Raw genomic sequence first — 25,249 nt, 5'->3', positions numbered from 1 at the left:
TCTCTATCGCTATATCATGTAAATTATATCACAGTTCGACAAATCCATTACGTTCAAATTTGAAAAAATTATGAAATGGTAAACATTCGTATTTAGTGTAGACCTAAGCTCTTTCACTTATACCAAGACCGACACCCCATGTTACAATCTATTCCATTAAGGATTCATTTGCTTCTCCAGAAGTCCCCTCATTGCTTCATCCGCTTCCGTTACGATGACCGCTTCTGAGCTAACCAACTGACCGCTACCTGTTACGAGCTGCTCGTAAGCTTCGTAGAGCTCTCCATATCGTTTCTGAACCTCCTGGAGTAAGACCTTCTCCTCTTCATGCAGCGGACGGTATCCTGCGATCTGAACACTTGTAATAAATTCGAGCAGCTTATTCAAAGACTCTAATCGTTTCAAATGATCGTTCCCATATGCCTTCACGAGTCGGTCATGCGTATAGTTCGCTGAATAGATCGCGAGCTTGACGGCATCCAATTGGCTTGTATTCTCAATGGCAGACGCTTCATTTAACGAATTCTGTACTAGACCCATTTGAAATGAGGCGACTTCGTAGAGCATTCGTCCTGCATCTTCCTTGGCCTCGCTGCCACCCATCAGCTTATAAATCTGATAAGACGGCCAGACAATGACGAGAAAAACCATAACGACGATGAACCATTTTCCTGATATTCGACTTTGACCTCGGCGCATACTTCGAACCCCTTTGCATGTACATTGTTCAACCTTGTACATTCTATGGGGTTCCGAGAAAACAAATAACCATGGAGATGAATCAATCTTCTCCATGGTTATCTTTCACTTGCTATGGCGTACTATGCGAATTGAGTTTGCTTCATCACAGGGTTCTCAACTTGAAGCTCCCCGATACCGCGAACCAATTTCTTCGCATACGTTTTATCCGGTTTAAGTACGGATACCAGGTAGTCAATTGCAACTTGCGGGTCTACTGTCTCGCCGCATGTATAACAATCAATTGCAGCAAAACCTCTTTCAGGATACGTGTGAATCGAGAGATGACTCTCAGATAACATTACTAATACCGTTGCACCTTGTGGTTCGAATTGTTTGGCTTGAACAGACAGTACAGTTGCACCGCTAGCTTCAGCCGCCTCTACCATTTGAGCTTGCAAAAATTCAGCATTGTTTAGGAGTTCAAAATCAACACCCCAAGTGTCAACTGCAACGTGTCTTCCGAAAGTTGAATATTCCATCTTCCGGTTCCCCCTTCCTAGGAATAAAATGTTTGAAAAATTTCATCCGCTAGGACCTACGTCATTCACTTCCCGAGGGAAAACTCTCTCGCAACATACAATGTCCTGAGTGAATCCTGGTTCCTATATTCTTTTCAACGAGAATAAAAATAACATCTTCTGCCCAGAAAAGCAATACTTTTTTTTGGTGATTATTTGAAATGAGCTGGAGCCCTCAGCCCCGTATACAACATATGCAATCCACCTGTATATGTGTCAATACAAAAAAAGGAATCCTCACGGACTCCTTTTACATATAAGTGCACGATTTTACGCTTCTAGTACGAATAATTGTTGGGTATACACGCTTAGCTTTGCATCAATTTGGGCGATTTGTTCAGGGTTCTCCGCCCGATTTCTTGCATCGAGCAACATATTAATATGATCTTGGATCCCTTCAATCTGGACTTCCACTTGACACTGATTAAATAATTGCTGCAATTGACCAAGTGTATCTTTATACTCGAATACGAGACGATCTTGACCATCTACATGTTCAATAATTCGAGATACTTTGCCCTGATCATACTTGTATTCCATCGTATATCCTCTGTAAATTCGATTCACGATCGCGTTTCCTTTAAACGCTGCTAGCGCTTGACGCATCGCATTGGTCAACTTCGGTTTAACCAGACGGCAGGACGTTTCACATACATACGTCTTCGCCTTCCGTTGAAACGGTAACCGAATCTCCTCCCCTGCACCATCCTCAAGAACAACTTCTTGATTGCCGTTATCGAGCACGAGCACATACGAATGGATGTGCTGCTCTTCAAAACTATGCACAAACTTGGACATCTCTGCTTCCGTTAACTGTAAACTGGCTTTAACATACTCTGTGGCCAACCGTTGACCCATACAAATCTCCTCAATTCTTTAACTTACAACTTCGAAAATTCAATGCTTTAAGGATATTATACACTAGCAAGCACAATTATTCCTGCTCATCAGCATTGATTTTTCTTCATTTTTCACGAAAAATACGTATTTATCCGTGAAGAAATTGAGGTTTTAATGAAGATACTCTGTTTCCTACACTAACTTTGAGGATTCCCTACATCATCTGTTAAATCTTCCACAACTTCCTCTGCCTGCTGTGTGTAGCGGCTAATAATTTCCCACAGCTCGTCCTTGCCCAGGCCGAGTTCTGACGAGAACATGACCATTGGATTCTCTGCGGTCAACTGCAGGTCATTTTTGATCACTTTCATATGCTTATGCCACTGACTCTTCGGCAATTTATCCGCCTTGGTCATAACGACGCAGGTCGGGATCTCATAATGAATCAACCACTCACGCATCATGATATCGTCTTTGGAAGGTGGATGGCGTAAATCTACAACCTGAAGCACCAATTGGAGCGGATCGCGCTCCAGCAGGTAGCGTTCAATCATTTTTCCCCACGCTTGGCGCTGGGTTTTCGATACTTTCGCATAACCGTATCCCGGAAAGTCTACAAAATATAATAAATCATTAATGCGGTAATAGTTCAGACACTGTGTCTTACCGGGCTGCGAGCTTGTCCGGGCCAGGTTCTTGCGGTTAATCATACGGTTAATAAGCGAGGACTTCCCAACATTAGAACGCCCTGCCAGAGCAATCTCCGGCAAGGCATCATCAGGATATTGGTCAGGTCCTACAGCGCTAATGATAAATTCTGCTTGTGTTACTTTCATGTCGTCTGTAATTCCTTTCTTATTCAACAACTTTATTCAGATAATGTAATCGGCTCGACCAGTGCGTGTTCCAGCACCTGATCCATATGACCGACGAAGACGATGGTCACGTCGTTCTTGACGCTGTCTGGGATATCCCGCAGATCGCGTTCATTCTCCTTCGGAAAGAGGATCTTCTTAATCCCGGCACGATGTGCTGCAAGAGACTTTTCCTTCAGGCCGCCAATCGGAAGCACACGACCACGCAAGGTGATCTCTCCTGTCATCGCAACATCCTTCGATACATAACGGTTCGTAAGCGCTGAGATCAGCGCTGTTGCGATCGTAATCCCTGCGGATGGTCCATCCTTCGGAATCGCGCCTTCCGGCACATGAATGTGCACATCATATTTTTCATGGAAATTCGGTTCTAGCTTCAGCGCTTCCGCGCGTGAACGCGTATAGCTGAACGCCGCTTGAGCAGATTCCTTCATGACATCCCCAAGCTTGCCTGTGAGCGTCAGCTTCCCGGTTCCCGGCATCACGGTGACTTCGATATTCAACATTTCTCCGCCAACCTCCGTCCAAGCAAGGCCTGTCACTGAACCGATCTGATTCTCTTCTTCAGCATGACCATATCGGAATTTCGCACTGCCCAGATAATCCTTCAGATCATCCGGTGCAATGACGACCTTCTCATGCTCATGAGCGACGATCTGCTTGGCAGCTTTCCGGCAGAGCGCGGCAACCTGCTGTTCCAGATTACGAACCCCTGATTCCCGTGTATATTCACGAATAACCTTTAAGAGTGCAGCATCTTCGATTTCAAGCTGTTCTGGCTGTAAGCCATGCTCTTTCGTCTGCTTCGGCACCAAATATTGCGTTGCAATTTGTTGCTTCTCGAGTTCCGTGTACCCCGGAATATATAGCATCTCCATCCGGTCAAGCAGCGGTCTTGGAATATTATGAACCGCATTCGCCGTCGTCACGAACATGACATTCGATAAGTCAAACGGCAGCTCGACGAAATGATCGCTGAAGCTGCTGTTCTGTTCCGGATCGAGCACTTCGAGCAGCGCTGCGGATGGATCGCCGCGGAAATCGGATGCCATCTTGTCGATCTCGTCGAGCAAGAACACCGGATTCATGGAGCCTGCGGTCTTCATGCCTTGAATGATTCGGCCTGGCATCGCCCCTACGTACGTCCGTCGGTGTCCGCGAATTTCTGCCTCATCCCGAACGCCGCCGAGCGAGATGCGCACGAATTGACGGCCAAGCGATCTTGCGATTGAACGAGCCAAGGAGGTCTTCCCAACCCCAGGCGGCCCAACGAGACAGAGAATAGGGCCTTTCAACCGCTTGACAAGCTGTTGGACCGCAAGATACTCAAGCACACGTTCTTTTGGCTTATCCAGACCGTAATGATCCTCATTCAATATTCGTTCCGCTTCCTCAATATCCAAATGGTCTTCCGTCTTGTTCGACCACGGCAAAGACAATAACCAATCGACGTAATTACGGATTACGCCGCCTTCTGCTGAAGAAGCAGGCGTCTTCTCGAGACGATCAATTTCCTTGTTGATCTTCTCCTGCACCGACTCCGGCGCATTCAATTCCGTGAGCTTCGCACGCAGCTCCTCAACTTCGCCGAGGCGTCCTTCTTTCTCGCCAAGTTCCTTCTGGATGGCCTTCATCTGTTCGCGCAGATAGTACTCCTTCTGCGTCTTCTCCATCTGCTTCTTCACGCGTTGGCTGATCTTTCGTTCAAGCTCCAGCACTTCACGCTCGTTATTCAGGATGTCGAGCAGCTTCTCCAGCCGTTCCGTCACATCAATCGTCTCAAGAATTTCTTGCTTATCCTTCATTTTGAGCGACAAATGACTTGTAATCACATCCGCGAGGCGCCCAGGTTCTTCAATATCCGTTACGGCAGCAAGCGTCTCCGGCGTTACTTTCTTCGACAGATTTATGTAGTATTCGAACTGGTTGAGCACCGTACGCATCAGCGCATCGGTCTCCGCATCGGATAATTCTTGTTCCGGCAGCTCCTGCACCGAGACTTCGAAATATTCCGCATTATCCACATACTGTAGGATCTCAGCGCGGATTACACCTTCAATCAATACACGAATCGTACCATTCGGCAGCTTCAGCATATGTTTAACCTTGGCAATCGTGCCTATCGAGTAAATATCATCCTGACCCGGATCTTCAATATTGACGTCCGATTGAGAACATAGCAGAATCATATTGTCATCTACCATTGCTCGCTCTAAAGCCTTAACTGACTTATCCCGTCCCACATCCAAGTGCAATACCATGCTAGGATAGACAAGCAGTCCCCTTAAGGGCAGTAGAGGGATACGGCGACCTTTTGCTTTATTTAGGCCCATGTGTTACGCACCTCCAGTGGCTCTCAATAAGATGTTTATAACATTTTATCAAATGTTGCTTAAAAAAACCAATTGGCCTGAAAGCGCCGCTCAATCAAGCGATTATACTCCGCCGGACTCTGTGGAACGCACATCATCCATCGATTTGGCCTGCAAAAACGACGTCGCAGGCGGCGTGATAAAGAGGTCCTTATCCTGTGGAAGCTCTAACAGAACTTCTTGCACCGCTTCACCGAATACATGTTGGAATACCTCTTGGATTGTGTCAACAGGAATGACTTTCAGACCGTTCAAGCCCGAGAAAATCTCCTGCCAATTCTCCCGAGGGATAATGACGGTTGTTGCCCCCGCTTGGAAAGCAGCCTCTACTTTCGCAATAACCCCGCCAATCGGCTTCACCTTCCCGTGTATACTCACTTCCCCTGTCATCGCAAGCTTGTTATCAATCGGAACATGGTTCATCGCTGACGCAATCGCTGTAGCCATTGCAATACCAGCTGAAGGACCATCAATCGGCGTTCCACCCGGGAAGTTCACATGCAAATCAAAGCTATACGGATCGAGCCCAATGGTCCGAAGAACGGTTAAGACGTTCTCAATGGATCCCTTCGCCATACTCTTCCGGCGCAGCGTACGAGACCCTCCGCCCAATTCTTCTTCTTCGACGACCCCTGTAATGTTCACTTTCCCTTGACCCGGTTTGCTTCGTATCGCCGTTACCTCAATCTCCAACAGCGTGCCCATATTCGGCCCATAGACGGCAAGACCGTTCACGAAGCCAATACTTGGCGCTTGTGGAATTTTACGATCAGGACGCGGTGGGATTTGACTGCTATTTACAACCCACTCTACATCTCCGGATGTAATCGAATTACGTTTCTCAGCCATCGCAAGTCCTGCAGCCAGCTGGATGACATTTACGGCTTCACGTCCATTGGTTGCATAACGCGATACTACATCTACCGCTTCAGGACATGGATCGAACCCAATTTTGCGTACGGCATCCGATGCAATCACCCGAATTTCTTCCGGAAGCAATGGACGGAAGAAGATCTCCATACAGCGCGAGCGAAGCGCAGGCGATATCTCTTGCGGTGAACGTGTCGTTGCCCCCACAAGACGGAAGTCTGCAGGCAAGCCATTTTGGAATATGTCATGAATATAGACAGGAATATTCGTATCCTCGGAGTTATAATAAGCACTCTCCAAGAACACCTTGCGATCTTCTAATACTTTTAACAGCTTATTCATCTGGATCGGATGCAATTCCCCAATCTCGTCAATAAACAAGATGCCGCCGTGCGCTTTGGTGACCGCACCTGGTTTGGGCTGCGGAATGCCAGCTACCCCCATTGCTCCTGCACCTTGATAAATCGGATCATGCACAGACCCAATCAACGGATCGGCGATCCCTCGTTCATCGAATCTTGCAGTGGTTGCATCAATCTCTGTAAACTTCGCATCTGACAAAAATGGAGAATTTGAATTTTTCTTCGCTTCTTCTAGGACGACACGCGCGGCGGCTGTCTTCCCAACACCCGGTGGTCCGTATATGATGACGTGCTGCGGATTTGCACTGCATAGCGCAGCCGTCAGCGCCCGCAAGCCGTCCTTCTGTCCTACAATGTCCCGCATCGTTGTCGGTCTTGTCTTCTCCGCGAGCGGTTTCGTCAGGGAAATCGAGCGCATTTTGCGCAGCTTATCCATCTCCTTACGTGATTCGCGATCCACAGCCGTCCGATTCGTTTTTTGCGATCTTAACAAGTTCCAGAAATAAAGGCCGATAATAATCGCAAAAAATACTTGAATGAACATTAACGCCATACTGAAATCCATCCATCATTCCTCCTCAATGCATCCTCGTTATCTCTCTTGAATCAAATCTCTTGAACAGCACAAAGAAACCGAGAAAGTGTAATACTTCACAGTATTTCCCTTTCTCGGCCCAATTAACCGCTAGATGTAATTCAAAAATCATCTTTTGCCCACGAAGTATTCCAAGAAGCCTTCTCGACATCGAATCTTGCGTTCACCCTCGAAATCCGGTACTCATGTAGGTTTTGCCTACACTCCGTTCCTCTGAAAGTTTTTCGAAGAAAAACTCGCTACGGAAGCATTGGCTCTTCGGCTTCTTGCAACCTAGTATCGCTTACGATGCCAGTTTTCTTCGAAAACTTTTAGGTGCTGAAAAACTGATTTTGAATCTTTATTATATTTTATTAACTGCTTTTAACTTCCCAGCAGTCCGCATGCTTCAAACCCGGAATACAATCCGCCGTAAAGACTGGATCCAGTCCCTGCTTCCTCTGTTCTCGATAATCCTTGAGCGCTGCGAGCGCATATTTGCCAATCAGCGCAATAACGATTAGATTAATGAGCGCCATAAAGCCCATGAACAGATCGGCCATATCCCACACGAGCGAGACCTTGGCTACGGATCCTAGAATGACCATAGCAAGCACGATGAGCCGATAGATCAGCATCCAGATTCGTGTATGACGTCCTTTGCTTATGAATTCAATATTACTCTGACCATAATAATAGTTCCCAATCAAGGAGCTAAATGCGAACAAGAAAATGGCAAGACCAATAAATCCATTCGCCCAGTCGCCGACCTGTGAAGCTAGTGCTTGCTGCGTTAATTGAATACCATCATAATCCCCGCTCGTATGAACGCCTGAGAACAGAATGATGAACGCCGTCGCGCTGCATACGAGAAGCGTATCTACGAATACCCCGAGGGATTGAATCATCCCTTGCTTAACCGGATGGCTTACGCTTGCCGTAGCCGCCGCATTCGGGGCACTCCCCATCCCGGCTTCATTGGAGAATAAACCGCGCTTGATCCCCATCATAACCGCTGTACCGAGACCCCCAGCAGCAGCCTCTTTCCAGCCGAATGCATGCTCTATGATTAATGCGAACACGCTAGGAATCGCCGTGAAATTCATGACAATAACAAAAAGCGCTAATAAGATGTACCCTGTTGCCATAATCGGTACGATGATGGAGCTTACTTGCCCAATTCGCTTCACACCGCCGAAAATTGTAAGTGCCAGCATAATAGCGAGGACAATCCCGATCCATAACGGATCCCACCCGAACGACCCTTGAAAGGCAGAGCTCATCGTATTGACTTGTACCGCATTAAATACGAACCCGAAGCTAAATGTAATTAATATAGCAAAAATAATGCCTAACCACCGCGCATTCAGCGCTTTTTCCATATAATAAGCAGGTCCACCTCGGAAGGCCGATCCGTCTCGTTCTTTGAAAATTTGGGCTAGTGTTGACTCGATAAAGCCAGATGCCGCGCCAAAAATCGCCATAACCCACATCCAGAACACGGCGCCGGGTCCCCCTAGTGATATGGCAATCGCTACACCCGCGAGATTTCCTGTTCCAACCCGCGACGCTGTGCTTATACAAAAAGCTTGGAAGGAAGAGACTCCCTTTTTGCCTTCGGCATCGCCTGGCTCCTTCTCCACCAATAATCTCAACGTCTCACGAACCGCCGTCACCTGTACGAACCGTGAACGAATGGAGAAGTACACCCCTAATGCGATCAGGATCGCGATTAGAATGTAAGTCCACACGAAATCATTCAATACTATTATTTGCTCATGAATCCACTCCACGAAAGCTATCATCCCTTCTTCTGCCGAATCTTGATGTCATGTTTCTTGACATAAGATACATTTTAACGTAACTTTCAGAAAATGAACACTTTTTTATCGTTATTCACCTTATATAAATTTTACCTTTCGCAGATCTGCCACAAACTATACAAAATAACCCCAACTATACAACAAAAAAAGCATGCCCTCCTTCTGCATGAGGACATGCGAATGAAAGACATGCTATGTGTTATTAAGCGTGTTGTTTACGTCCTGGAATTTCTCCCGTACGATTATACACGTCAACGATTATATCTATTTCTTTCTTCAATTCATTCAATAGTTCCGCTTCTGGCACCTTACGGATCATTTCTCCATAACGGAATAACATCCCTTCACCGCGGGCCCCTGCAATTCCGATGTCAGCTTCTCTCGCTTCACCCGGGCCATTCACAGCACAGCCTAACACAGAGACTTTGATCGGAACCTTAATCTTCGAGATGTACTCTTCGACTTCGTTGGCAATCGAGAAGAGATCAATATCGAGACGCCCGCAAGTCGGACAAGAAATTAAAGTCGCTGCGTTAGAAATCAAACCGAACGATTTGAGGATTTCTCGTGCAACCTTCACTTCCTCCACCGGATCCGCACTCAAGGAGATACGTACCGTCGAACCGATGCCCATCGATAAAAGCGCACCGATCCCTGCAGCACTCTTCACAGCGCCTGTGAATAAGGTTCCTGCTTCTGTAATCCCGAGATGAAGCGGATAGTCGAAGCTCTCCGAAGCCATCCGATAAGCCTCAATCGCCATTGGAACATCTGATGCTTTAAGAGAGACGATAATATCGTGAAAATCAAGTTCTTCCAAGATTCCGATGTGGAACTTGGCGCTCTCGACCATCGCTTCGGCCGTTGGATAACCATACTTCTCAAGCAAGTGGTTCTCAAGCGAGCCCGCATTCACGCCGATCCGAATCGGAATCCCCTTCTCTTTACATGCCTTCACAACCGCTTCGACTTTTTCACGACGACCGATATTCCCCGGATTAATCCGTACCTTATCAATCCCATTCTCGATGGCCGCTAATGCAAGGCGATAATCAAAATGGATATCCGCCACGAGCGGAATATGGATCTGCTTCTTGATCTCCTTGATCGCCTCAGCCGCTTCCATATTATTCACCGTTACACGGACTACTTGGCAGCCCGCTTCTTCCAGACGAAGAATTTCCGCCACGGTTGCTTCCACATTTGCCGTCTTCGTTGTACACATGCTCTGAATGATGACTTCATCACTGCCGCCAATCGTTAGGTTGCCGACTTTGATCGGTCGTGTCTGCTTTCTCAAGAACATACTTATTCTCTCCCAAGAACGTCAAAACTCCACCCGTCATCCACCAGCGCTACCTAGCACGGATTTCCGAATGAACAAGTGGAGAATTTGAGTCGCGTTATATATTCACTTCACGCCAGCTTAGGCGCTCTCTTCTTTTTTCTTGCTCGGTTTCTTCGCAGTCAACTCAGGTACAACCTTCTCCTGAATGACTTTCTCTGTAATGACGCAGTTCGTAATATCGTCGCGCGACGGAACTTCGTACATTACATCTAGCATAACACCTTCAATAATGGAACGCAAACCGCGTGCACCGGTATTCCGCTTGATCGCTTCTTTCGCGATGGCTTCTAATGCCGCATGCTCAAACTCCAATTTGACGTTATCCATCTCAAGCAGCTTCTGGTATTGCTTCACAAGCGCATTCTTCGGCTCGGATAGAATGCGAACGAGCGTGCTCTCATCCAGTGGCTCAAGTGTCGAGATGACAGGCAGACGTCCTACAAACTCAGGAATTAATCCGAATTTGAGCAAGTCTTCCGGCAGTACCATCGATAGGTACTCGCCTGGTTTCAATTCTTTCGTGCTATCTCCAACGGAGTTAAATCCGATGACTTTCTTACCAATCCGGCGCTTAATCAACTGCTCTAGGCCATCAAATGCCCCGCCGCAGATGAACAAGATGTTCGTCGTATCGATTTGAATGAACTCTTGATGTGGATGCTTCCGTCCGCCTTGCGGAGGAACCGATGCAACTGTACCTTCAAGAATTTTGAGGAGTGCTTGCTGCACGCCTTCACCAGACACATCACGCGTAATCGAAGGATTCTCCGATTTACGAGCTACTTTATCAATTTCATCGATATAGATAATGCCGCGTTCCGCTTTCTCTACATCGTAATCTGCCGCTTGGATTAGCTTCAGCAAGATGTTCTCAACGTCTTCACCCACGTAACCCGCTTCCGTCAAGGAAGTTGCATCCGCAATTGCGAACGGTACGTTAAGGATTTTAGCCATTGTCTGCGCAAGCAACGTCTTACCTGAACCTGTGGGTCCAACTAATAGAATGTTACTCTTCTGCAGCTCAACATCTTCAATCTTGCTTTGTGTGTTAATCCGTTTGTAATGGTTATACATCGCCACGGATAATGACTTCTTCGCTTGCTCTTGACCAATGACATATTGATCTAGAATATTGCGGATTTCCATTGGCTTCGGAATATCTTTGAGATCGATATCCTCATCGTGACCAAGTTCTTCCTCCACAATCTCTGTGCAGAGTTCGATACACTCATCACATATATATACACCAGGACCAGCTACGAGCTTACGCACTTGTTCTTGCGATTTGCCGCAGAACGAACATTTCAGCTGACCTTTTTCTTCGTTAAACTTAAACATGGAATCCCCCCCTTAGTTCAAAATGGGCCGAGTGAGAACTTGGTCAACCAGACCATAAGCTACGGCTTCTTCTGCACCCATAAAATTGTCGCGGTCTGTATCACGTTCGATCTTCTCAAGGGGTTGACCCGTCGTATCCACATAAATTTGATTCAATTTCTGCTTCGTCTTAATGATCCAATCCGCATGAATCTTAATATCGGTCGCTTGACCTCTCACACCGCCTAATGGCTGGTGAATCATCACTTCACTATTCGGCAAGACGAATCGTTTGCCTTTCGCTCCAGCTGTCAAGAGTAGAGAGCCCATACTTGCAGCTAGACCGACACAGATCGTTGATACATCCGGTTTGATGAAATTCATCGTATCCAAGATACCCAATCCAGCTGTTACCGACCCACCCGGGGAATTGATATATAGTGAGATATCTTTCTCCGGATCTTCGGCTGCCAAAAAGAGGAGTTGGGCAATGACTGTATTGGCTACATCATCATCAATCGCACTCCCCAAAAATATAATGCGATCCTTTAACAATCTCGAGTAGATATCGTAAGATCTTTCGCCTCGATTTGTTTGCTCTACAACCATAGGTATCAGATTCATTTGACCAACCTCTTTTCCTCTTCAATTAGTGAATTACTGTTATTTTATCACGTTCCAGGTGCCATGTCATTTCCTCTGCAACGACGCTATTACATTCTATGTATCATGGAACTGGAAATTGTGTCTTGCACGAACCTTGGGGCACAGCAATATGTGAAAAACAATGGGTTGAACGTGATTACACCGCCTTCAAATCCATTTCACTAGCGAACGACTTATAAGCCTTGCGGAGGCAAAGCTATCATAGGCTGCATGAGCGACTCGAAGTAGATGACCTCAACGTTCATTATGTATGTATTCATATCTTACGAAGGCTGAATTGGTACAAATAAAGGCACGCATGTGATATACGTGCCTTATTGACCTGCTTCAGTTGTGATTAGTTCTTGCTGTTATCAACGAGGAATTGAACCGTTTTACGGATTGCAACTTCCTCTTGAAGATTTGCAAGGGAACCGTTCGCGCTCAAGATGCTGCGGATTTCGTCTGTGGAGCGTTTGTACGCTTCAGCCATTTTCGAAAGTTCTTCCGTTACATCTTCTTCTGTCGCTACGATGTTCTCTTCTTTTGCGATTTGCTCAAGAACAAGGTTGTTGCGAACGCGTTTCTCCGCATCCACTTTCATTTGACCTCTCATGTCTTCGATCGTTTGACCGGAGAATGTCATGAACATGTCAAGGTTCATACCTTGTGCACGAAGACGGTTGTCGAAGTCGCGAACCATTGCATCAACTTCAGTGTCGATCATTGGCTCAGGAATTTCAACTTCAGCTGCTTCTGCTGCTTTCTCAACGATTTCGCCTTCACGTTTCGCTTCGTTTTCTTTCACTTTGCGATCAGAGATTTGTTTTGTCAAATCTGCTTTGAACTCGTCAAGTGTATCGAACTCGCTTACGTCTTTAGCGAACTCATCATCAAGAACTGGAAGTTGCTTGCGTTTGATTTCATGAAGCTTCACTTTGAATACCGCTGGTTTACCAGCAAGCTCTTCAGCGTGGTACACTTCAGGGAATGTTACATCAACATCTTTGAAGTCGCCTGTTCCAAGGCCGATCAATTGCTCCTCGAAGCCTGGAATGAACGATTTGGAACCAAGTTCCAAGGAGTAACGCTCGCCTTTACCGCCTTCAAATGGATTACCATCAACGAAACCTTCGAAGTCGATAATAACTGTATCGCCTTCTTTAGCTGTATCTTCGTCGATAACAACCAATTCAGCGTGACGTTGTTGAAGACGCTCAAGCTCAGCAGCTACTTCTTCGTCTGTAATAGTTACACTTTCAACTGGAACGGAGATACCTTTGTATTCGCCCAATTTCACTTCAGGCTTAACCAATACTTTCGCTTTGAATACGAAGTTCTCGCCTTTACCGAATTGTTCAACATCGATCTCAGGACGATCAACTGGCTCGATGTTCGTCTCCGCAACCGCTTCAGTGTACACTTCCGGAAGCAAGATATCGATTGCATCTTGGTACAAACTTTCGATACCAAATCTTTTCTCGAAAATAGGGCGTGGCACTTTACCTTTACGGAATCCAGGCACAGCTACTTTCTGTACAACTTTTTTGAATGCCTTGTCTAAGGCACCTGTAACGCGCTCTGCGTCAACTTCAACTTGTAGAACCCCAAGGTTCTTCTCTATTTTTTCCCAGCTTGCTTTCATTTTATGCCTTCCCCTCCAAAAAATTCACATGGCTCGATGCACATGATCAGCGTTTTCGTTGATTCAATGCGCAAGACCCATGACTCGTCCACGTTCGAAACAACCATTATATTATATACAACATCTCGACTTTAAGCAAGAATGCGACTTGACAGAAACCGCCTAAAATGCGTTTCCTCTCTATAGTTCGTTATTCCATGCGTAATAGCGGGCTTTCGATTAAGTTTTTGAGGTGCTTATGCGCTTGCTCCATTCGGAACCTTAGCGCGTCCGTAATTCCGTAATACTCCCTAATTTCGATACGTTCTGCATCGATGTCATGGCCGCCTGACAGCATCTCTCTCATCCAAATATGCAGCGCCGCCGCCCAAATATCAATCGTCGCATCCTCATCAGCCAGAATGCTTCGGTAAGCAGGTGTACCGTACATTGCCATTACACATTGCTGCCATAGATCTAAAGCAAGTAATGAGAGCCCAGGATCTTGTACCTCTGTCTGCTCTCGGACCCGTTCTGGGACACTGCGTACCGCGGATGGGAAATCATCATATCCAACAGGCGTATCTTGAATCTCGAGCTCTACCGTTTCTTGGCCGCGGGTGAATTGAATGGTACCTCTGGCCCCGCGTTTGCGCAGCGTCTGAAGAATATGGAACTGCAGTAGTGCAGGAAGCCGCTCCATAACCAACCACGAACGCAAGACGTCATCGATCTCGGGGTGGTCCAAATAAGTGAGCTGCTCTAGCCCTAACAGCTTCTGCGGCGTCAATGGACCGTTCACGATGCTATCGAGAAGCTTATTCACATAATCAGGGTCTTGGTCCACCTTATTACGAAAATACTGCTCAGCCATTTCTCCTTCGCTCTCGTCCACTTCATCCAGCGGAACTCCTTCAATCGCCCCTGCATCTGGAAAAGCCCCGAGCAGCCAGTCCAATAGAGCCTGCCATTCGGTCTTATGCTGTTCAACGCCCTGACAACCCAGTAGAAATTGAAGCAAACGAACGGCTTCTCCATACTGTTCCGTCTCCAGGAAACGCGTCAGCTGAATCTGATACACATCCAGCATCTTTGGGAATAATATAATATTGTTCGGATAGGTGTCTTGCTCATGCGATTTCGTAATAAGATGCACCAACTTTCTCCTATGCAACGCGTGCTTATTCTGATCAAAACTAATTATACCGAATTAATTTAAAATTTTCTATTGCACTTCATCAAATCTTTTGTTACAATAGGTTCTGTTGTCCCAGTAGCTCAGCTGGATAGAGCAACGGCCTTCTAAGCCGTCGGTCGGGAGTTCGAATCTCTTCTGGGACGCCATCTATTCTTATATTACATAGATTGATTGTATAGATAATAAGCCGTAAACCTTTGATAATTAAGGGTTTACGGCTTTTTGCTTTATTATACATAAGGTCATTAGAATACGTTTGAATACGATAGAAGCTCATATCCCTTTACACATTTTTAACACATGAATTTCTGCACTAAGTAACCCGGCATAACCGGGTCTATTCCATGTATTATTCAGCTATTATTCCCCGTTAAGTCAATCTGTCACTGCAAATTTAACCTATGTAGACGAAAGAAGAAAGAACACTAGTAGTTAGTTATTGGGTTAGGAAGCCCCGGATCACTCCGAGGCTTTTTCATTTCTATATCCACATTATCACCATTAGGCACTAACTGTACTATACCGGCATTATTAGATACCGAAACCGAATCCACAACTGCAAGCGACTATAACTAACAAGATGAACAATACAAGGATAGTACCTGTACTTGTAAAGCGTTCACGAAACTCTCCCATGTTAACACCTCCCTGTTTTGAGTACATGTTATGTTATGAAGGCTGAGCTCACTTTGTTTGGATGGTTGTTACTGGTTATTCCACTATATTGGAATCAAGATAATCATCGTCTGAATCCTCGATGCAACATGAATTTATGCACTAAATAACCCGGCATAACCGGGTTTATTCCATGTATTTTTCAGCTATCATTCCCCGTTAAGTTAATTTGTCACTGCAAATTTAACCTATGTAGACGAAAGAAGAAAGAACACTAGAAGTTAGTTATTGGGTTAGGAAGCCCCGGATCACTCCGAGGCTCTTTTCATTTCTATATTTAGATACCGAAGCCACCCATACATGCACAAGAAACAATTACTAACAAGATGAACAATACAAGAATTGTACCTGTGCTTGTAAATAAACCTCCACGAAACTCACCCATGTCAACACCTCCTTATTATTGAGTACACGTTATGTTATGAAGGCGGATCTCACTTTGTTTGGACGATTGTCACTGGTTATTCCACTATATTGGAATCAAGACATTCATCGATCCCGTTAAGTTAATCTGTCACTGTAATAACAAACACGTAGCTTGAATCACCTTAGGAGCTTGAAAGGAGTCTTCCGTTATCGTTTCTTGAACATGTGTACCATTATGAAATTTGAATAGGCTTATCTCAGTCGGCTGTTTTCCAGCACAAGTGCTTCCCCAACAGTAGGAGCTTTGATACACCTTAATGGACGACTCTCCGTTAACTTTGACTTCTGGCTGAGGAGGGGTTCTACCCAGTAACGGTTTCGAACCTTCGCCCTCTAACCTGCAAGCACTCATTTGACACGAACACGAAGACATCTCTATAATTTTTAATGAACAACTGTTCAATAAAATTTTCGGAGGGATTCGTCATGCGTTTAGAAGGTAAAGTTGCGGTCATAACAGGAGCAGCATCAGGTATGGGGAAAGCGATTGCGGAATTATACGCAAAAGAAGGCGCAAGTGTTGTCGTTTCCGATTTGAACATTGAAGGTGCGGAAGCTGTTGCGAGCAGCATTGTAACAAGCGGGGGTAAAGCCATCGCCATCAAAACGAACGTCGCTGATGAGAACGATATTAAAGCGATGATCGATAAGGCCGTCAATGAATTCGGAACGCTCGATATTCTGGTGAACAATGCTGGCATTATGGATAACATGGCTCCTGTCGGAGACGTGGAGGATGACAGATGGGATTTCATCTTTGAAGTGAATACGAAAGCGGTCATGCGGGCCATTCGCACAGCACTTCCGATCTTCCAGGCGAAAGGAAAAGGCGTCATTATTAACACGGCATCGACGGGCGGATTCAGCGGCGCGCATGCGGGGGCAGCTTATACCGCTTCCAAACATGCGGTGGTCGGCCTCACCAAGAATACGGGCTTCATGTATGCACAGCAAGGCATTCGCTGCAATGCGATTGCGCCTGGAGCAACCATGACGAACATCGCTTCCACGATGAAAAATGTCAACGAGTTTGGCGCTTCGCGAACACAGGTGACGCAAGGCGTCATTCCACGCGTCGGACAAGCGGAAGAAATCGCGCAAGTGGCTTTGTTCCTGGCATCGGATGAATCAAGCTTCGTGAACGGCGCGGTGATTGTGGCGGATGCAGGTTGGACAGCGGGCTTCTAATACGGGCAATCGACTAGAGCATTAGCGGAATTCTAACATCATTTCGAATTTGAATGTAAGGTTGTAGACAGCTTGGCTGCTTACAGCCTTTTTTTACATGCTATCATGAGCGTACTCTCGGTCATGTACATTTCGTAGGCAACATTATATAATCACTTCATTGAAAATTATTGAACAGATAATGATGGAGTTGTTCATTAAGCGGATCATAGCCGTGATTTAAATAGGAGATGAATGCCGGGAATGAATGAAAGTGATTTAAGGGTCATTAAAACAACACAAGCATTTCAACGGGCGCTGCTCGCGCTATTAAAAACAAAAACGCTCGAATCCATCTCTGTATCCGCCCTTTGCCGGGAGGCCGGGGTCAATCGAGGCACGTTTTACTTGCATTATAAAGACGTCGAAGAAATATTTGACGAGCATCTTCAACATTTGCTTCAAGATTTGGAGGATTCGTATTACGAACCCTACCGGCACGAGAACCAGATCACCCCAAACCGGTTGGACCCTTCGACGATTCGGATCTTTCATCACGTGAAGAAGTACCAGCCGTTCTATGAGATCGTGTTCAATCGGAAATCATCGCTGACCTACTACTACTCGCTTCTGGAGAAAATAAAAAGCTTAATGCAGCAAAGCGCATCGTCTTACTCGCTAGGCCATAAAGACCTCTCGTTGCTTCTCTCTTATCAAGCGAATGCGATTATGGGTCTGCTCATCCAGTGGTGCGAAGACGATTTTGCACACAGCCCCGAATATATGAACGAACAGCTCACCTATATCTTGGGGGCGGAGGTTAAGACATAAGGTCCGCATGGAAAGCTTTCGTCTGTTCCGGATAAGCAAACGGCATTCCTACACGTGAATTTTCTAAATACTTGGTATCAACCCCTCCCCATGCGGATATAAATGATAAAAAGAAGTGTTGGAGGGGAAACGAATGCATACGGTCTGGAAAGGCGCGATCAGCTTTGGCCTAGTCAACGTGCCTGTGAAAATGTTCTCAGCAACTGAAGAGAAGGATATCTCGATGAAGACGTTGCATAAAGACTGCGGCTCACCCATCAATCATGTGAAGACGTGTCGGACATGCAATACAGAAATCGCATCAGAGAGCATCTTCCGTGGCTACGAATATGAACCGAACAAATACGTTACTTTCGATAAAGACGAGCTGGACAAACTGCTGCCGGAAGCGAATAAAGCGATCAAAGTTTTAGATTTTGTCGATCTGCATGAGGTGGATCCGTTATTTTTCCAGAAATCTTATTATCTTGGACCGGCTGAGACGGGAGCTAACGCGTATAGCCTGCTTGTAGAGGCTCTTAAGCGTTCCGGCAAAATCGCCATCTGCAACGTCGTGATCCGTTCGCGAACAAACCTCGCCGCCCTACGAATCATCGATGACTGTATCGTGATGGAGACCATCTATTACCCCGATGAGATTAGACCGATTGGACAGGTTCCCAATCTGCCGTCCCAACCTGAGATCAATGAAAAAGAACTAGCGATGGCACAACTGCTGATTCAACATCTATCCAGTTCATTTAGCCCGGAGAAGTACAAGGACGAGTACCGTCATCAGTTGGTCAACCTGATTGAGAAGAAAATTACGGGTGAAGAAATCACGGTGGCGCCAGCAGCAGCTCAATCGAATGTGCTTGACTTGATGGCGGCCCTTCAGGCTAGCATTGATGCAGCCAAACCAGCCGAAGTCGTGGCAGAGGTCAAAAGCACGAAAAAGAAAGTAACGAGCAAAAAAGCGATGAAGTCGTCGCCGGAGGAGTCTGTTTCATAAAAAAAGAGTCTCGGGATCCCGGGACTCTTTTCATGTGTGTGAATCTATGCTCCCCTCACATCCACTCACAACAGCATTTCATAAATCTGTCTTGCAGCCGCAGGCAGCGGCGTGCTCCGCAGCTTGATGATACCTACCCGTCTTGGAGGGATCGGCGTCTGAAGCTTAATCTCATATAGTGATTGATCAGACAATTCCGCTTCAACAAATTCTCGCGTAACGCAGGACACCCCAAACCCACTCCGCGCAAACTCTACCAGTAGATCAACACTTCCGAGTTCAATTTCGGGCTTCAGGACAAGACCCTGCGAGGCCACAAACCGATCAACATAGGCACGCGTACTACTTCCCTGCTCTAGGAAAATGATGGGGTGCTTGAGCAAATGTTCAAGTGAAATCGGGGACTCTGATAAAAACTTAAACTTCTCTCCCGTCACGAAGCAATCGTGAATCTCCATGCTTTCTTGCACATCGATTTGATGATCTGTGATCGGCAGATTGACGATCCCAATATCGATCTTCCCCTCTTTTAACAATCCGATAATTTCCCTGGTCGTCCGGTTCGTCACTTGGATCTTGATCTGCGGGTAAGCTTCGTGGAACGTCTGCAAATGTGGCAATAGAAAATGCCTGCATAGCGTATCACCCGCGCCAATCTTGACCTCCCCTTCAGTTAGCTGCTGAATTTCGGCCATTTTTCGTTCGCCGTTGAGTATAAAATGGTAGGCTTGCTCAATATAAGTGAAGAGAACCTCGCCTTCAGCCGTTAATCGCACACCCTTAGACGTGCGGAAAAACAATTGTCCTCCTAGCTTCGCCTCCAGCTGCTTGATGGAATGCGTCACTGCAGGCTGCGTGATGAACAACTCGGTCGCAGCCTTGGAGAGACTGCCTGCTTTGGCCGTTATATAAAACACCTGATACAATTCCATATTCTGAATCAAAGGGGATGTCACCTCTCCATGTATAAATCAGATTAATATCAACTATTATAAATATTAATTATATTAATAAGGAGAACTTTATTATACTGAAGTTAGAACGAAATTCCAACCATGAATAGGAGTGCAGAAATGACAGTTACAGCGATTGTGGGTGCCAATTGGGGCGATGAAGGAAAAGGTAAGATTACGGATGTGCTTGCGGCGAAATCGAACTATGTTGTTCGTTATCAAGGAGGAAGCAATGCAGGACATACGATTATTAATCATTACGGAAAGTTCGCGCTGCACTTGCTCCCATCAGGCGTATTTAATCCGGGCGTAGGCAATGTGATTGGGCCTGGCGTTGCACTGAACATTCCCAATTTGCAAAAAGAATTAAACGAATTGATCTCTCGAGGCGTACCTGCGCCCAAACTTCATGTATCGGACCGTGCACAGGTTGTTCTTCCGTATCATATTCTGTTCGACGAATTAGAGGAAGAACGCCTTGCAGATCGCAAGTTCGGCTCTACGAAGCAGGGTATCGCGCCATTCTACTCGGATAAATATATTAAACTCGGTATTCAAGTCAGCGATTTGTATGACGAAGAACTCCTTAGAACCAAGTTACTTCGTTCACTTGAAGCGAAGAACGTGTTGCTTCAGCATTTGTACCATAAACCGGCCTATGAGATTGAAGGACTCATGAACGAATTGCGCGAGCAAGCAGCCTTCCTGAAGCCCTATGTGAGCGACACAACAACGCTATTGCATCAAGCGTTGAAGCAAGGGGAACAAGTCTTGGTGGAAGGACAATTAGGAGCCCTTCGCGATCCAGATCACGGGATCTATCCTTATGTCACTTCTTCTTCGACCTTAGCTGGCTTCGCTCCTGTCGGCGCAGGCGTGCCTCCCTATGCAATGACACGCATTGTCGCAGTAACCAAAGCTTATTCCAGCTGTGTCGGCGAAGGACCATTCGTCGCAGAAATCTTCGATGAACCAGCGAACGAATTGCGCAGACGCGGCGGGGATGCAGGCGAATTCGGCGCAACAACCGGAAGACCGCGCAGAGTTGGATGGTTCGATGCGGTAGCTACGCGCTATGGTTGCAAGCTGCAGGGCGCAACGGAAGTGGCACTGACGAACCTCGACGTGCTCGGCTATCTGGATGAAATTCCGATCTGCACAGCATATAAAAACAACGAGCAGATTACGCAAGAATTCCCAAATACGCCGCAACTGCAGAGATCTGTACCTGTCGTAGAGACGATGCCAGGCTGGAAATGCGATATTTCCCATATCCGTTCGTTCGATGAACTGCCATCGGAAGCGAAACAGTATGTAGAGCATTTAGAACGTTTAATCGGCGTGCCTATTCGCTTCATCTCCGTCGGTCCAAACCGTGAGCAAATGATGGAACGCGCGTAATAGAATGGAGGCGATCACGATATGAAGCTTGAATTAGGCCGTTGCTTACTGATGGATCGGTTAGACGAAGCGAATATGACTATCGATCAGCTCGCGCAGAATCTGCTCCTTCGACCGGAGCGGTTAATCGACTTGGCTGAGAACAAGCGCATCATGTCGCTCAAGATCGCCTTATCCATTGCAGATACGATCGGGTGTGAGGTGGGGGAATTGTATGAAACCCTTCCCTTCCCTCACCTCACCTTCCGCCCTCTCGAACAGAATAGCTTACTCTGAGCATGCCAAAAAGGCTTCTCTCATCGTAGTCCATCTACGTTGAGAGAAGCCTTTCCAACTATATATGGCCTCCGAAGCTTACAACCGGCCTGCTGCCTTCACCTTCCTCCAGCAAAGCGTTGCCCGGCAAATAGGCGGTCACAATATCTCAATACGCGTTATACCGCTTTTCCTTTCACCTGCGTTGAAACCTCTTCCACGCTCCGCTCCTGCGCAATAACAGCCTGCGCCGCTGCAATTCGAGCAAGCGGAATGCGGTATGGCGAGCAGCTCACATATTCGAGCCCAATGGCATGGCAGAATTGAATCGATTGCGGATCACCCCCGTGTTCCCCGCACACCCCTGCCTTTAACTGGGGCTTAACGGATTTACCCGCCGTGTTCGCAAGCTGAATCAATTGACCAACCCCATCCTCATCAAGCACCTGAAACGGGTTGTGAGGCAGAATCCGATGGTCCAAATATTGCGATAGAAATTTCCCTTCCGCGTCATCACGGCTGTAGCCAAGCGTCATCTGGGTTAGGTCATTCGTCCCGAATGAGAAGAAATCCGCATGAACAGCGATTTGACGAGCTGTTAGCGCAGCACGCGGTACTTCAATCATCGTGCCGACTTTGTAGGCGCATAGCTGCAATTGCATCTTGCTCAGGATCTGACTCGCGATCTGTTCAATCCGATCCCGGAAGAACTTCAGCTCTGTTACATGACCGACGAGCGGAATCATGATCTCTGGTCGAACAATGATCCCACGCTCCAAGCAGCTTGCCGCCGCCTTAAAGATGGCCTCAATCTGCATATCGTATACTTCTGGGTAGACAATACCAAGTCTGCAGCCACGCTGTCCCAGCATCGGATTGACTTCTTCCAAGGCTTCCACCTTCTTCATCGCTGCTTCTACATCAGCGATTTCACGAGCCATTCCGACCTGTCCGCGTAGTTCTTGCAATCTATCTTGCAGTTCCTTTCGTTTCGGCAAAAATTCATGCAGCGGTGGATCTAGTAGTCGAATCGTCACCGGGAGCCCTTCCATTGCTTCGAACATGCCTTCGAAATCCGATTGCTGCATCGGCAATAACTGCGCTAAGGCATCTTGCCTTGCATCAGCATGCTCTGCCAGAATCATGCGCTGGACAACAGGAAGCCGCTCCTTATCGAAGAACATATGCTCCGTGCGGCAGAGACCGATCCCCTCCGCGCCGAATTGTCTGGCCACTTGTGCATCGTGCGGGTGATCTGCATTCGCTAGTACGCGCAGCGTGCGAACTTCATCAGCCCATGCCAGCAACTCCGATAATTCTTGCGTCATCTCTGGTTCCTTCAGCTCGAACTCGCCTAGACAGATCAAGCCGCGATGACCATCTATTGTCACCCAGTCTCCCTCTTGAATAACCTGATTCCCAATTTGGATGCAGTGCTCTGCTTCAAGGAATTGAATCGTCTCACAGCCACAGACACACGGTTTCCCCATCCCACGCGCCACGACCGCAGCATGACTCGTCATCCCGCCCCGAAGCGTCACGACGCCTTCAGACGCCAGCACCCCTTCAATGTCCTCCGGTGTGGTCTCCGGCCGAACGAGAATAACCCGTTTCCCTTCCTTACTCCAAGCTACGGCTGTCTCGGCATGGAATGCGACTTGCCCAACCGCAGCCCCGGGCGAAGCAGGAAGACCCTTCGCAAGCGATTGCTGCTGTGCCTCTTCGCTAATTGCTCGATGTAACAATTGTTCCAGATGCATTGGGTCTATTCGCTCAATCGCCTGCCGCTTCGTAATGATCCCTTCACGTACCAAATCCACAGCAATCTTTAATGCCGCCTGTGCATTTCGCTTCCCGCTGCGCGTCTGAAGCAGGTATAACTTGTTATGCTCTATCGTAAATTCAATATCTTGTATGTCTTGATAATGAAGCTCCAATTGCTTCACCGTTCGTTGCAATTCGTGATATACGTCTGGCATAACCTGCTCAAGCGCTGCGATCGGCATCGGTGTTCGAATGCCCGCAACGACATCCTCGCCCTGTGCATTTAGCAGGAACTCCCCGAACAATGCATTCTCTCCTGTAGATGGGTTTCTCGTGAAGACAACGCCCGTTCCGCAAGTATCGCCCATATTCCCGAACACCATGCTCTGTACGTTCACAGCCGTACCTTGGTCATCGGGTATCCGGTGTAACCGCCGATATACCTGTGCTCTGGCATTATTCCACGAGCTGAATACAGCTTCGATGGCAAGACGCAACTGATCTACGACGTCCTGCGGGAAGATTCTACCGGTCTTCAATTGAACGAGCAGCTTATATTCCTGCACCAGTTGTTTTAAGCCATCTGCTGAAATCTGTTCATCGCGCAGTACCCCTTCACGTTTCTTCATCCGTTCCAGTTGATGCTCGAACAGCTGCGAATCTACGCCCATAACTACATGACCGAACATTTGAATTAATCGGCGATAACAATCAAAGGCAAACCGCGGGTTGCCTGTTAGTTCACTGATTCCTACAACCGTCTCATCATTTAAGCCGACATTTAGAATTGTATCCATCATCCCTGGCATGGAAGTTACCGAACCCGAACGGACAGAGACGAGCAACGGCTTATCCCGTTCACCAAAAAACTGTCCCTTCCCGCGCTCGAGCTGTGCTAACCCCATCAGAATTTGATGCATAACATCATCATTTAACTGATTCCCATCCTTGAAGTAAGCGAGACACGCTTCCGTCGTCACCGTAAATCCTGGAGGAACGGACAGACCTGCACGCGTCATTTCTGCCAGATTTGCCCCTTTGCCACCGAGTAAATCTACCATTTTTGCATGACCTTCTTGAAAAGCAAATACACATTTGCGGTTCACCATCGTTGCCATGTTCATCGCCCATTTCCCCCCAAAATAATTATGATGTCATAAATATAACTAAATAACACTCACATTGCAATATATAATGCATTATTCATTTATTATGACACATTAATAAGTGTATTTTTGGTGAAACTAGCATCCATTTATGCACACAAAAAGAAATAAGCTGTCCAAAAAGTCATACCATATGACCCTTTGGGCAGCTTATTTATATCGATCAGCATTGATCAGCTACATATTTAATTGTTCAAGACACTATGCAACAGCGCATCCACACTCTGCGGACGTCTACGTTTCTTCGGCTCAATGACCTTCGTACGATTCAGTTCCTCTGCTCTTGCACCGGTTCTACCATCGCTAGATTCAATCTGACCGATAAGTCCCATGATCCGATCCATATCCAAATAAGGAAAAAATTGATTTCGATTATTGCTGCTCATGTTGCCCACTCCAATGATTATTAATACCGGTCATCCTGCAAGCGGAATCCCGTACGGTTGTTAAAAAAACGACAATATTCATTGTATACCATTTTCCCTCAAAATTCTACACAAATCAAGAAAGAGC

The 25,249-nt window shown here is 46.7% G+C and carries 21 protein-coding genes and 1 tRNA gene; 6 read left to right on the top strand and 16 right to left on the bottom strand.

The annotated features are described in order from the left end of the window. Nucleotides 1-156: 156 nt before the first annotated feature. From C558_RS0114510 to C558_RS0114455, 12 genes are all read right to left on the bottom strand, one after another. Nucleotides 157-699 (bottom strand): hypothetical protein, encoded by a 543-nt coding sequence (locus tag C558_RS0114510; RefSeq protein WP_018757008.1) that lies wholly within the window; start codon nucleotides 697-699, stop codon nucleotides 157-159. 122 nt (nucleotides 700-821) lie between these two features. Then, complete coding sequence (gene speD / locus C558_RS0114505) at nucleotides 822-1,220, bottom strand: adenosylmethionine decarboxylase (RefSeq protein WP_018757007.1); 399 nt, start codon at nucleotides 1,218-1,220, stop codon at nucleotides 822-824. A 309-nt stretch (nucleotides 1,221-1,529) separates the two neighbouring features. Further along, nucleotides 1,530-2,117 (bottom strand): hypothetical protein, encoded by a 588-nt coding sequence (locus C558_RS0114500; protein WP_018757006.1) that lies wholly within the window; start codon nucleotides 2,115-2,117, stop codon nucleotides 1,530-1,532. Nucleotides 2,118-2,296: 179 nt separating this feature from the next. Next, nucleotides 2,297-2,935 carry a ribosome biogenesis GTP-binding protein YihA/YsxC gene (gene yihA, locus C558_RS0114495; protein WP_018757005.1) on the bottom strand — a complete coding sequence of 213 codons (639 nt, stop codon included), beginning with the start codon at nucleotides 2,933-2,935 and terminating at the stop codon, nucleotides 2,297-2,299. Between the two features lie 32 nt (nucleotides 2,936-2,967). Further along, nucleotides 2,968-5,307 (bottom strand): endopeptidase La, encoded by a 2,340-nt coding sequence (lon, locus tag C558_RS0114490; RefSeq protein WP_018757004.1) that lies wholly within the window; start codon nucleotides 5,305-5,307, stop codon nucleotides 2,968-2,970. 102 nt (nucleotides 5,308-5,409) lie between these two features. Beyond that, nucleotides 5,410-7,143, bottom strand: a complete 1,734-nt coding sequence (gene lonB / locus C558_RS0114485) for an ATP-dependent protease LonB (RefSeq protein WP_018757003.1) — start codon at nucleotides 7,141-7,143, stop codon at nucleotides 5,410-5,412. A gap of 383 nt (nucleotides 7,144-7,526) precedes the next feature. Next, entirely contained in the window at nucleotides 7,527-8,957 is a 1,431-nt protein-coding gene (locus tag C558_RS0114480) for an alanine/glycine:cation symporter family protein (protein WP_018757002.1), read from the bottom strand. Nucleotides 8,958-9,177: 220 nt separating this feature from the next. After that, complete coding sequence (gene ispG, locus C558_RS0114475; protein ID WP_018757001.1) at nucleotides 9,178-10,281, bottom strand: flavodoxin-dependent (E)-4-hydroxy-3-methylbut-2-enyl-diphosphate synthase; 1,104 nt, start codon at nucleotides 10,279-10,281, stop codon at nucleotides 9,178-9,180. Nucleotides 10,282-10,401: 120 nt separating this feature from the next. Beyond that, a complete protein-coding gene (gene clpX / locus C558_RS0114470; RefSeq protein WP_018757000.1) occupies nucleotides 10,402-11,661 on the bottom strand; it encodes an ATP-dependent protease ATP-binding subunit ClpX in 1,260 nt (419 codons plus the stop codon). A gap of 12 nt (nucleotides 11,662-11,673) precedes the next feature. Continuing rightward, nucleotides 11,674-12,264: an ATP-dependent Clp endopeptidase proteolytic subunit ClpP gene (gene clpP, locus C558_RS0114465; protein WP_018756999.1), complete on the bottom strand. Its 591-nt coding sequence runs from the start codon at nucleotides 12,262-12,264 to the stop codon at nucleotides 11,674-11,676. A gap of 379 nt (nucleotides 12,265-12,643) precedes the next feature. After that, nucleotides 12,644-13,930, bottom strand: a complete 1,287-nt coding sequence (tig, locus tag C558_RS0114460) for a trigger factor (RefSeq protein ID WP_018756998.1) — start codon at nucleotides 13,928-13,930, stop codon at nucleotides 12,644-12,646. Nucleotides 13,931-14,120: 190 nt separating this feature from the next. After that, nucleotides 14,121-15,065: a hypothetical protein gene (locus C558_RS0114455; protein ID WP_018756997.1), complete on the bottom strand. Its 945-nt coding sequence runs from the start codon at nucleotides 15,063-15,065 to the stop codon at nucleotides 14,121-14,123. A 111-nt stretch (nucleotides 15,066-15,176) separates the two neighbouring features. On the opposite strand from C558_RS0114455, the gene C558_RS0114450 reads away from it, so the two are divergent. Further along, nucleotides 15,177-15,253 (top strand) — tRNA-Arg (locus C558_RS0114450). Between the two features lie 806 nt (nucleotides 15,254-16,059). Here C558_RS0114450 and C558_RS33185 read toward each other — a convergent pair. Beyond that, nucleotides 16,060-16,167 (bottom strand): sporulation protein YjcZ, encoded by a 108-nt coding sequence (locus C558_RS33185; RefSeq protein WP_018756996.1) that lies wholly within the window; start codon nucleotides 16,165-16,167, stop codon nucleotides 16,060-16,062. A gap of 467 nt (nucleotides 16,168-16,634) precedes the next feature. Between C558_RS33185 and C558_RS0114440 the strand changes: the two genes are divergently transcribed. From C558_RS0114440 to ku, 3 genes are all read left to right on the top strand, one after another. Next, entirely contained in the window at nucleotides 16,635-17,396 is a 762-nt protein-coding gene (locus C558_RS0114440) for an SDR family oxidoreductase (RefSeq protein ID WP_018756995.1), read from the top strand. A 243-nt stretch (nucleotides 17,397-17,639) separates the two neighbouring features. Further along, complete coding sequence (locus tag C558_RS0114435; protein WP_018756994.1) at nucleotides 17,640-18,206, top strand: TetR/AcrR family transcriptional regulator; 567 nt, start codon at nucleotides 17,640-17,642, stop codon at nucleotides 18,204-18,206. 133 nt (nucleotides 18,207-18,339) lie between these two features. Next, complete coding sequence (gene ku, locus C558_RS0114430; protein WP_018756993.1) at nucleotides 18,340-19,197, top strand: non-homologous end joining protein Ku; 858 nt, start codon at nucleotides 18,340-18,342, stop codon at nucleotides 19,195-19,197. 65 nt (nucleotides 19,198-19,262) lie between these two features. Here the strand turns inward: ku and C558_RS0114425 are convergent, their stop codons facing one another. Continuing rightward, nucleotides 19,263-20,141 (bottom strand): LysR family transcriptional regulator, encoded by an 879-nt coding sequence (locus C558_RS0114425; RefSeq protein WP_018756992.1) that lies wholly within the window; start codon nucleotides 20,139-20,141, stop codon nucleotides 19,263-19,265. A 129-nt stretch (nucleotides 20,142-20,270) separates the two neighbouring features. On the opposite strand from C558_RS0114425, the gene C558_RS0114420 reads away from it, so the two are divergent. Together C558_RS0114420 and C558_RS0114415 are read left to right on the top strand one after the other, a co-directional pair. After that, nucleotides 20,271-21,551, top strand: coding sequence for an adenylosuccinate synthase (locus C558_RS0114420; RefSeq protein WP_018756991.1), 1,281 nt, complete (start codon nucleotides 20,271-20,273; stop codon nucleotides 21,549-21,551). A 21-nt stretch (nucleotides 21,552-21,572) separates the two neighbouring features. Further along, nucleotides 21,573-21,827 (top strand): helix-turn-helix domain-containing protein, encoded by a 255-nt coding sequence (locus tag C558_RS0114415; protein ID WP_018756990.1) that lies wholly within the window; start codon nucleotides 21,573-21,575, stop codon nucleotides 21,825-21,827. Between the two features lie 158 nt (nucleotides 21,828-21,985). On the opposite strand, the gene ppdK is transcribed toward C558_RS0114415, so the two are convergent. Both ppdK and C558_RS0114405 read right to left on the bottom strand, forming a co-directional pair. After that, nucleotides 21,986-24,694, bottom strand: coding sequence for a pyruvate, phosphate dikinase (gene ppdK / locus C558_RS0114410; RefSeq protein WP_018756989.1), 2,709 nt, complete (start codon nucleotides 24,692-24,694; stop codon nucleotides 21,986-21,988). A gap of 227 nt (nucleotides 24,695-24,921) precedes the next feature. Next, nucleotides 24,922-25,122 carry a hypothetical protein gene (locus tag C558_RS0114405; protein WP_018756988.1) on the bottom strand — a complete coding sequence of 67 codons (201 nt, stop codon included), beginning with the start codon at nucleotides 25,120-25,122 and terminating at the stop codon, nucleotides 24,922-24,924. Between the last annotated feature and the right edge of the window lie 127 nt (nucleotides 25,123-25,249).

This window comes from Paenibacillus terrigena DSM 21567, assembly GCF_000374845.1.
Lineage (GTDB): Bacteria > Bacillota > Bacilli > Paenibacillales > Paenibacillaceae > Paenibacillus_K > Paenibacillus_K terrigena.
The sequence above is the reverse complement of the archived record's forward strand: the minus strand, read 5'-3'. Positions and strand labels throughout refer to the sequence as shown.

Coding starts and splice junctions, on each gene's coding strand:
- ispG (WP_018757001.1), bottom strand. CDS start 10,281: ATGTTCTTGAGAAAGCAGACACGACCGATCAAAGTCGGCAACCTAACG.
- ku (WP_018756993.1), top strand. CDS start 18,340: ATGCATACGGTCTGGAAAGGCGCGATCAGCTTTGGCCTAGTCAACGTG.
- C558_RS0114415 (WP_018756990.1), top strand. CDS start 21,573: ATGAAGCTTGAATTAGGCCGTTGCTTACTGATGGATCGGTTAGACGAA.
- yihA (WP_018757005.1), bottom strand. CDS start 2,935: ATGAAAGTAACACAAGCAGAATTTATCATTAGCGCTGTAGGACCTGAC.
- clpP (WP_018756999.1), bottom strand. CDS start 12,264: ATGAATCTGATACCTATGGTTGTAGAGCAAACAAATCGAGGCGAAAGA.
- lonB (WP_018757003.1), bottom strand. CDS start 7,143: ATGGATTTCAGTATGGCGTTAATGTTCATTCAAGTATTTTTTGCGATT.
- tig (WP_018756998.1), bottom strand. CDS start 13,930: ATGAAAGCAAGCTGGGAAAAAATAGAGAAGAACCTTGGGGTTCTACAA.
- C558_RS0114480 (WP_018757002.1), bottom strand. CDS start 8,957: ATGATAGCTTTCGTGGAGTGGATTCATGAGCAAATAATAGTATTGAAT.
- speD (WP_018757007.1), bottom strand. CDS start 1,220: ATGGAATATTCAACTTTCGGAAGACACGTTGCAGTTGACACTTGGGGT.
- C558_RS0114440 (WP_018756995.1), top strand. CDS start 16,635: ATGCGTTTAGAAGGTAAAGTTGCGGTCATAACAGGAGCAGCATCAGGT.
- C558_RS0114435 (WP_018756994.1), top strand. CDS start 17,640: ATGAATGAAAGTGATTTAAGGGTCATTAAAACAACACAAGCATTTCAA.
- C558_RS33185 (WP_018756996.1), bottom strand. CDS start 16,167: ATGGGTGAGTTTCGTGGAGGTTTATTTACAAGCACAGGTACAATTCTT.
- C558_RS0114510 (WP_018757008.1), bottom strand. CDS start 699: ATGCGCCGAGGTCAAAGTCGAATATCAGGAAAATGGTTCATCGTCGTT.
- C558_RS0114405 (WP_018756988.1), bottom strand. CDS start 25,122: ATGAGCAGCAATAATCGAAATCAATTTTTTCCTTATTTGGATATGGAT.
- C558_RS0114500 (WP_018757006.1), bottom strand. CDS start 2,117: ATGGGTCAACGGTTGGCCACAGAGTATGTTAAAGCCAGTTTACAGTTA.
- ppdK (WP_018756989.1), bottom strand. CDS start 24,694: ATGAACATGGCAACGATGGTGAACCGCAAATGTGTATTTGCTTTTCAA.
- lon (WP_018757004.1), bottom strand. CDS start 5,307: ATGGGCCTAAATAAAGCAAAAGGTCGCCGTATCCCTCTACTGCCCTTA.
- C558_RS0114420 (WP_018756991.1), top strand. CDS start 20,271: ATGACAGTTACAGCGATTGTGGGTGCCAATTGGGGCGATGAAGGAAAA.
- clpX (WP_018757000.1), bottom strand. CDS start 11,661: ATGTTTAAGTTTAACGAAGAAAAAGGTCAGCTGAAATGTTCGTTCTGC.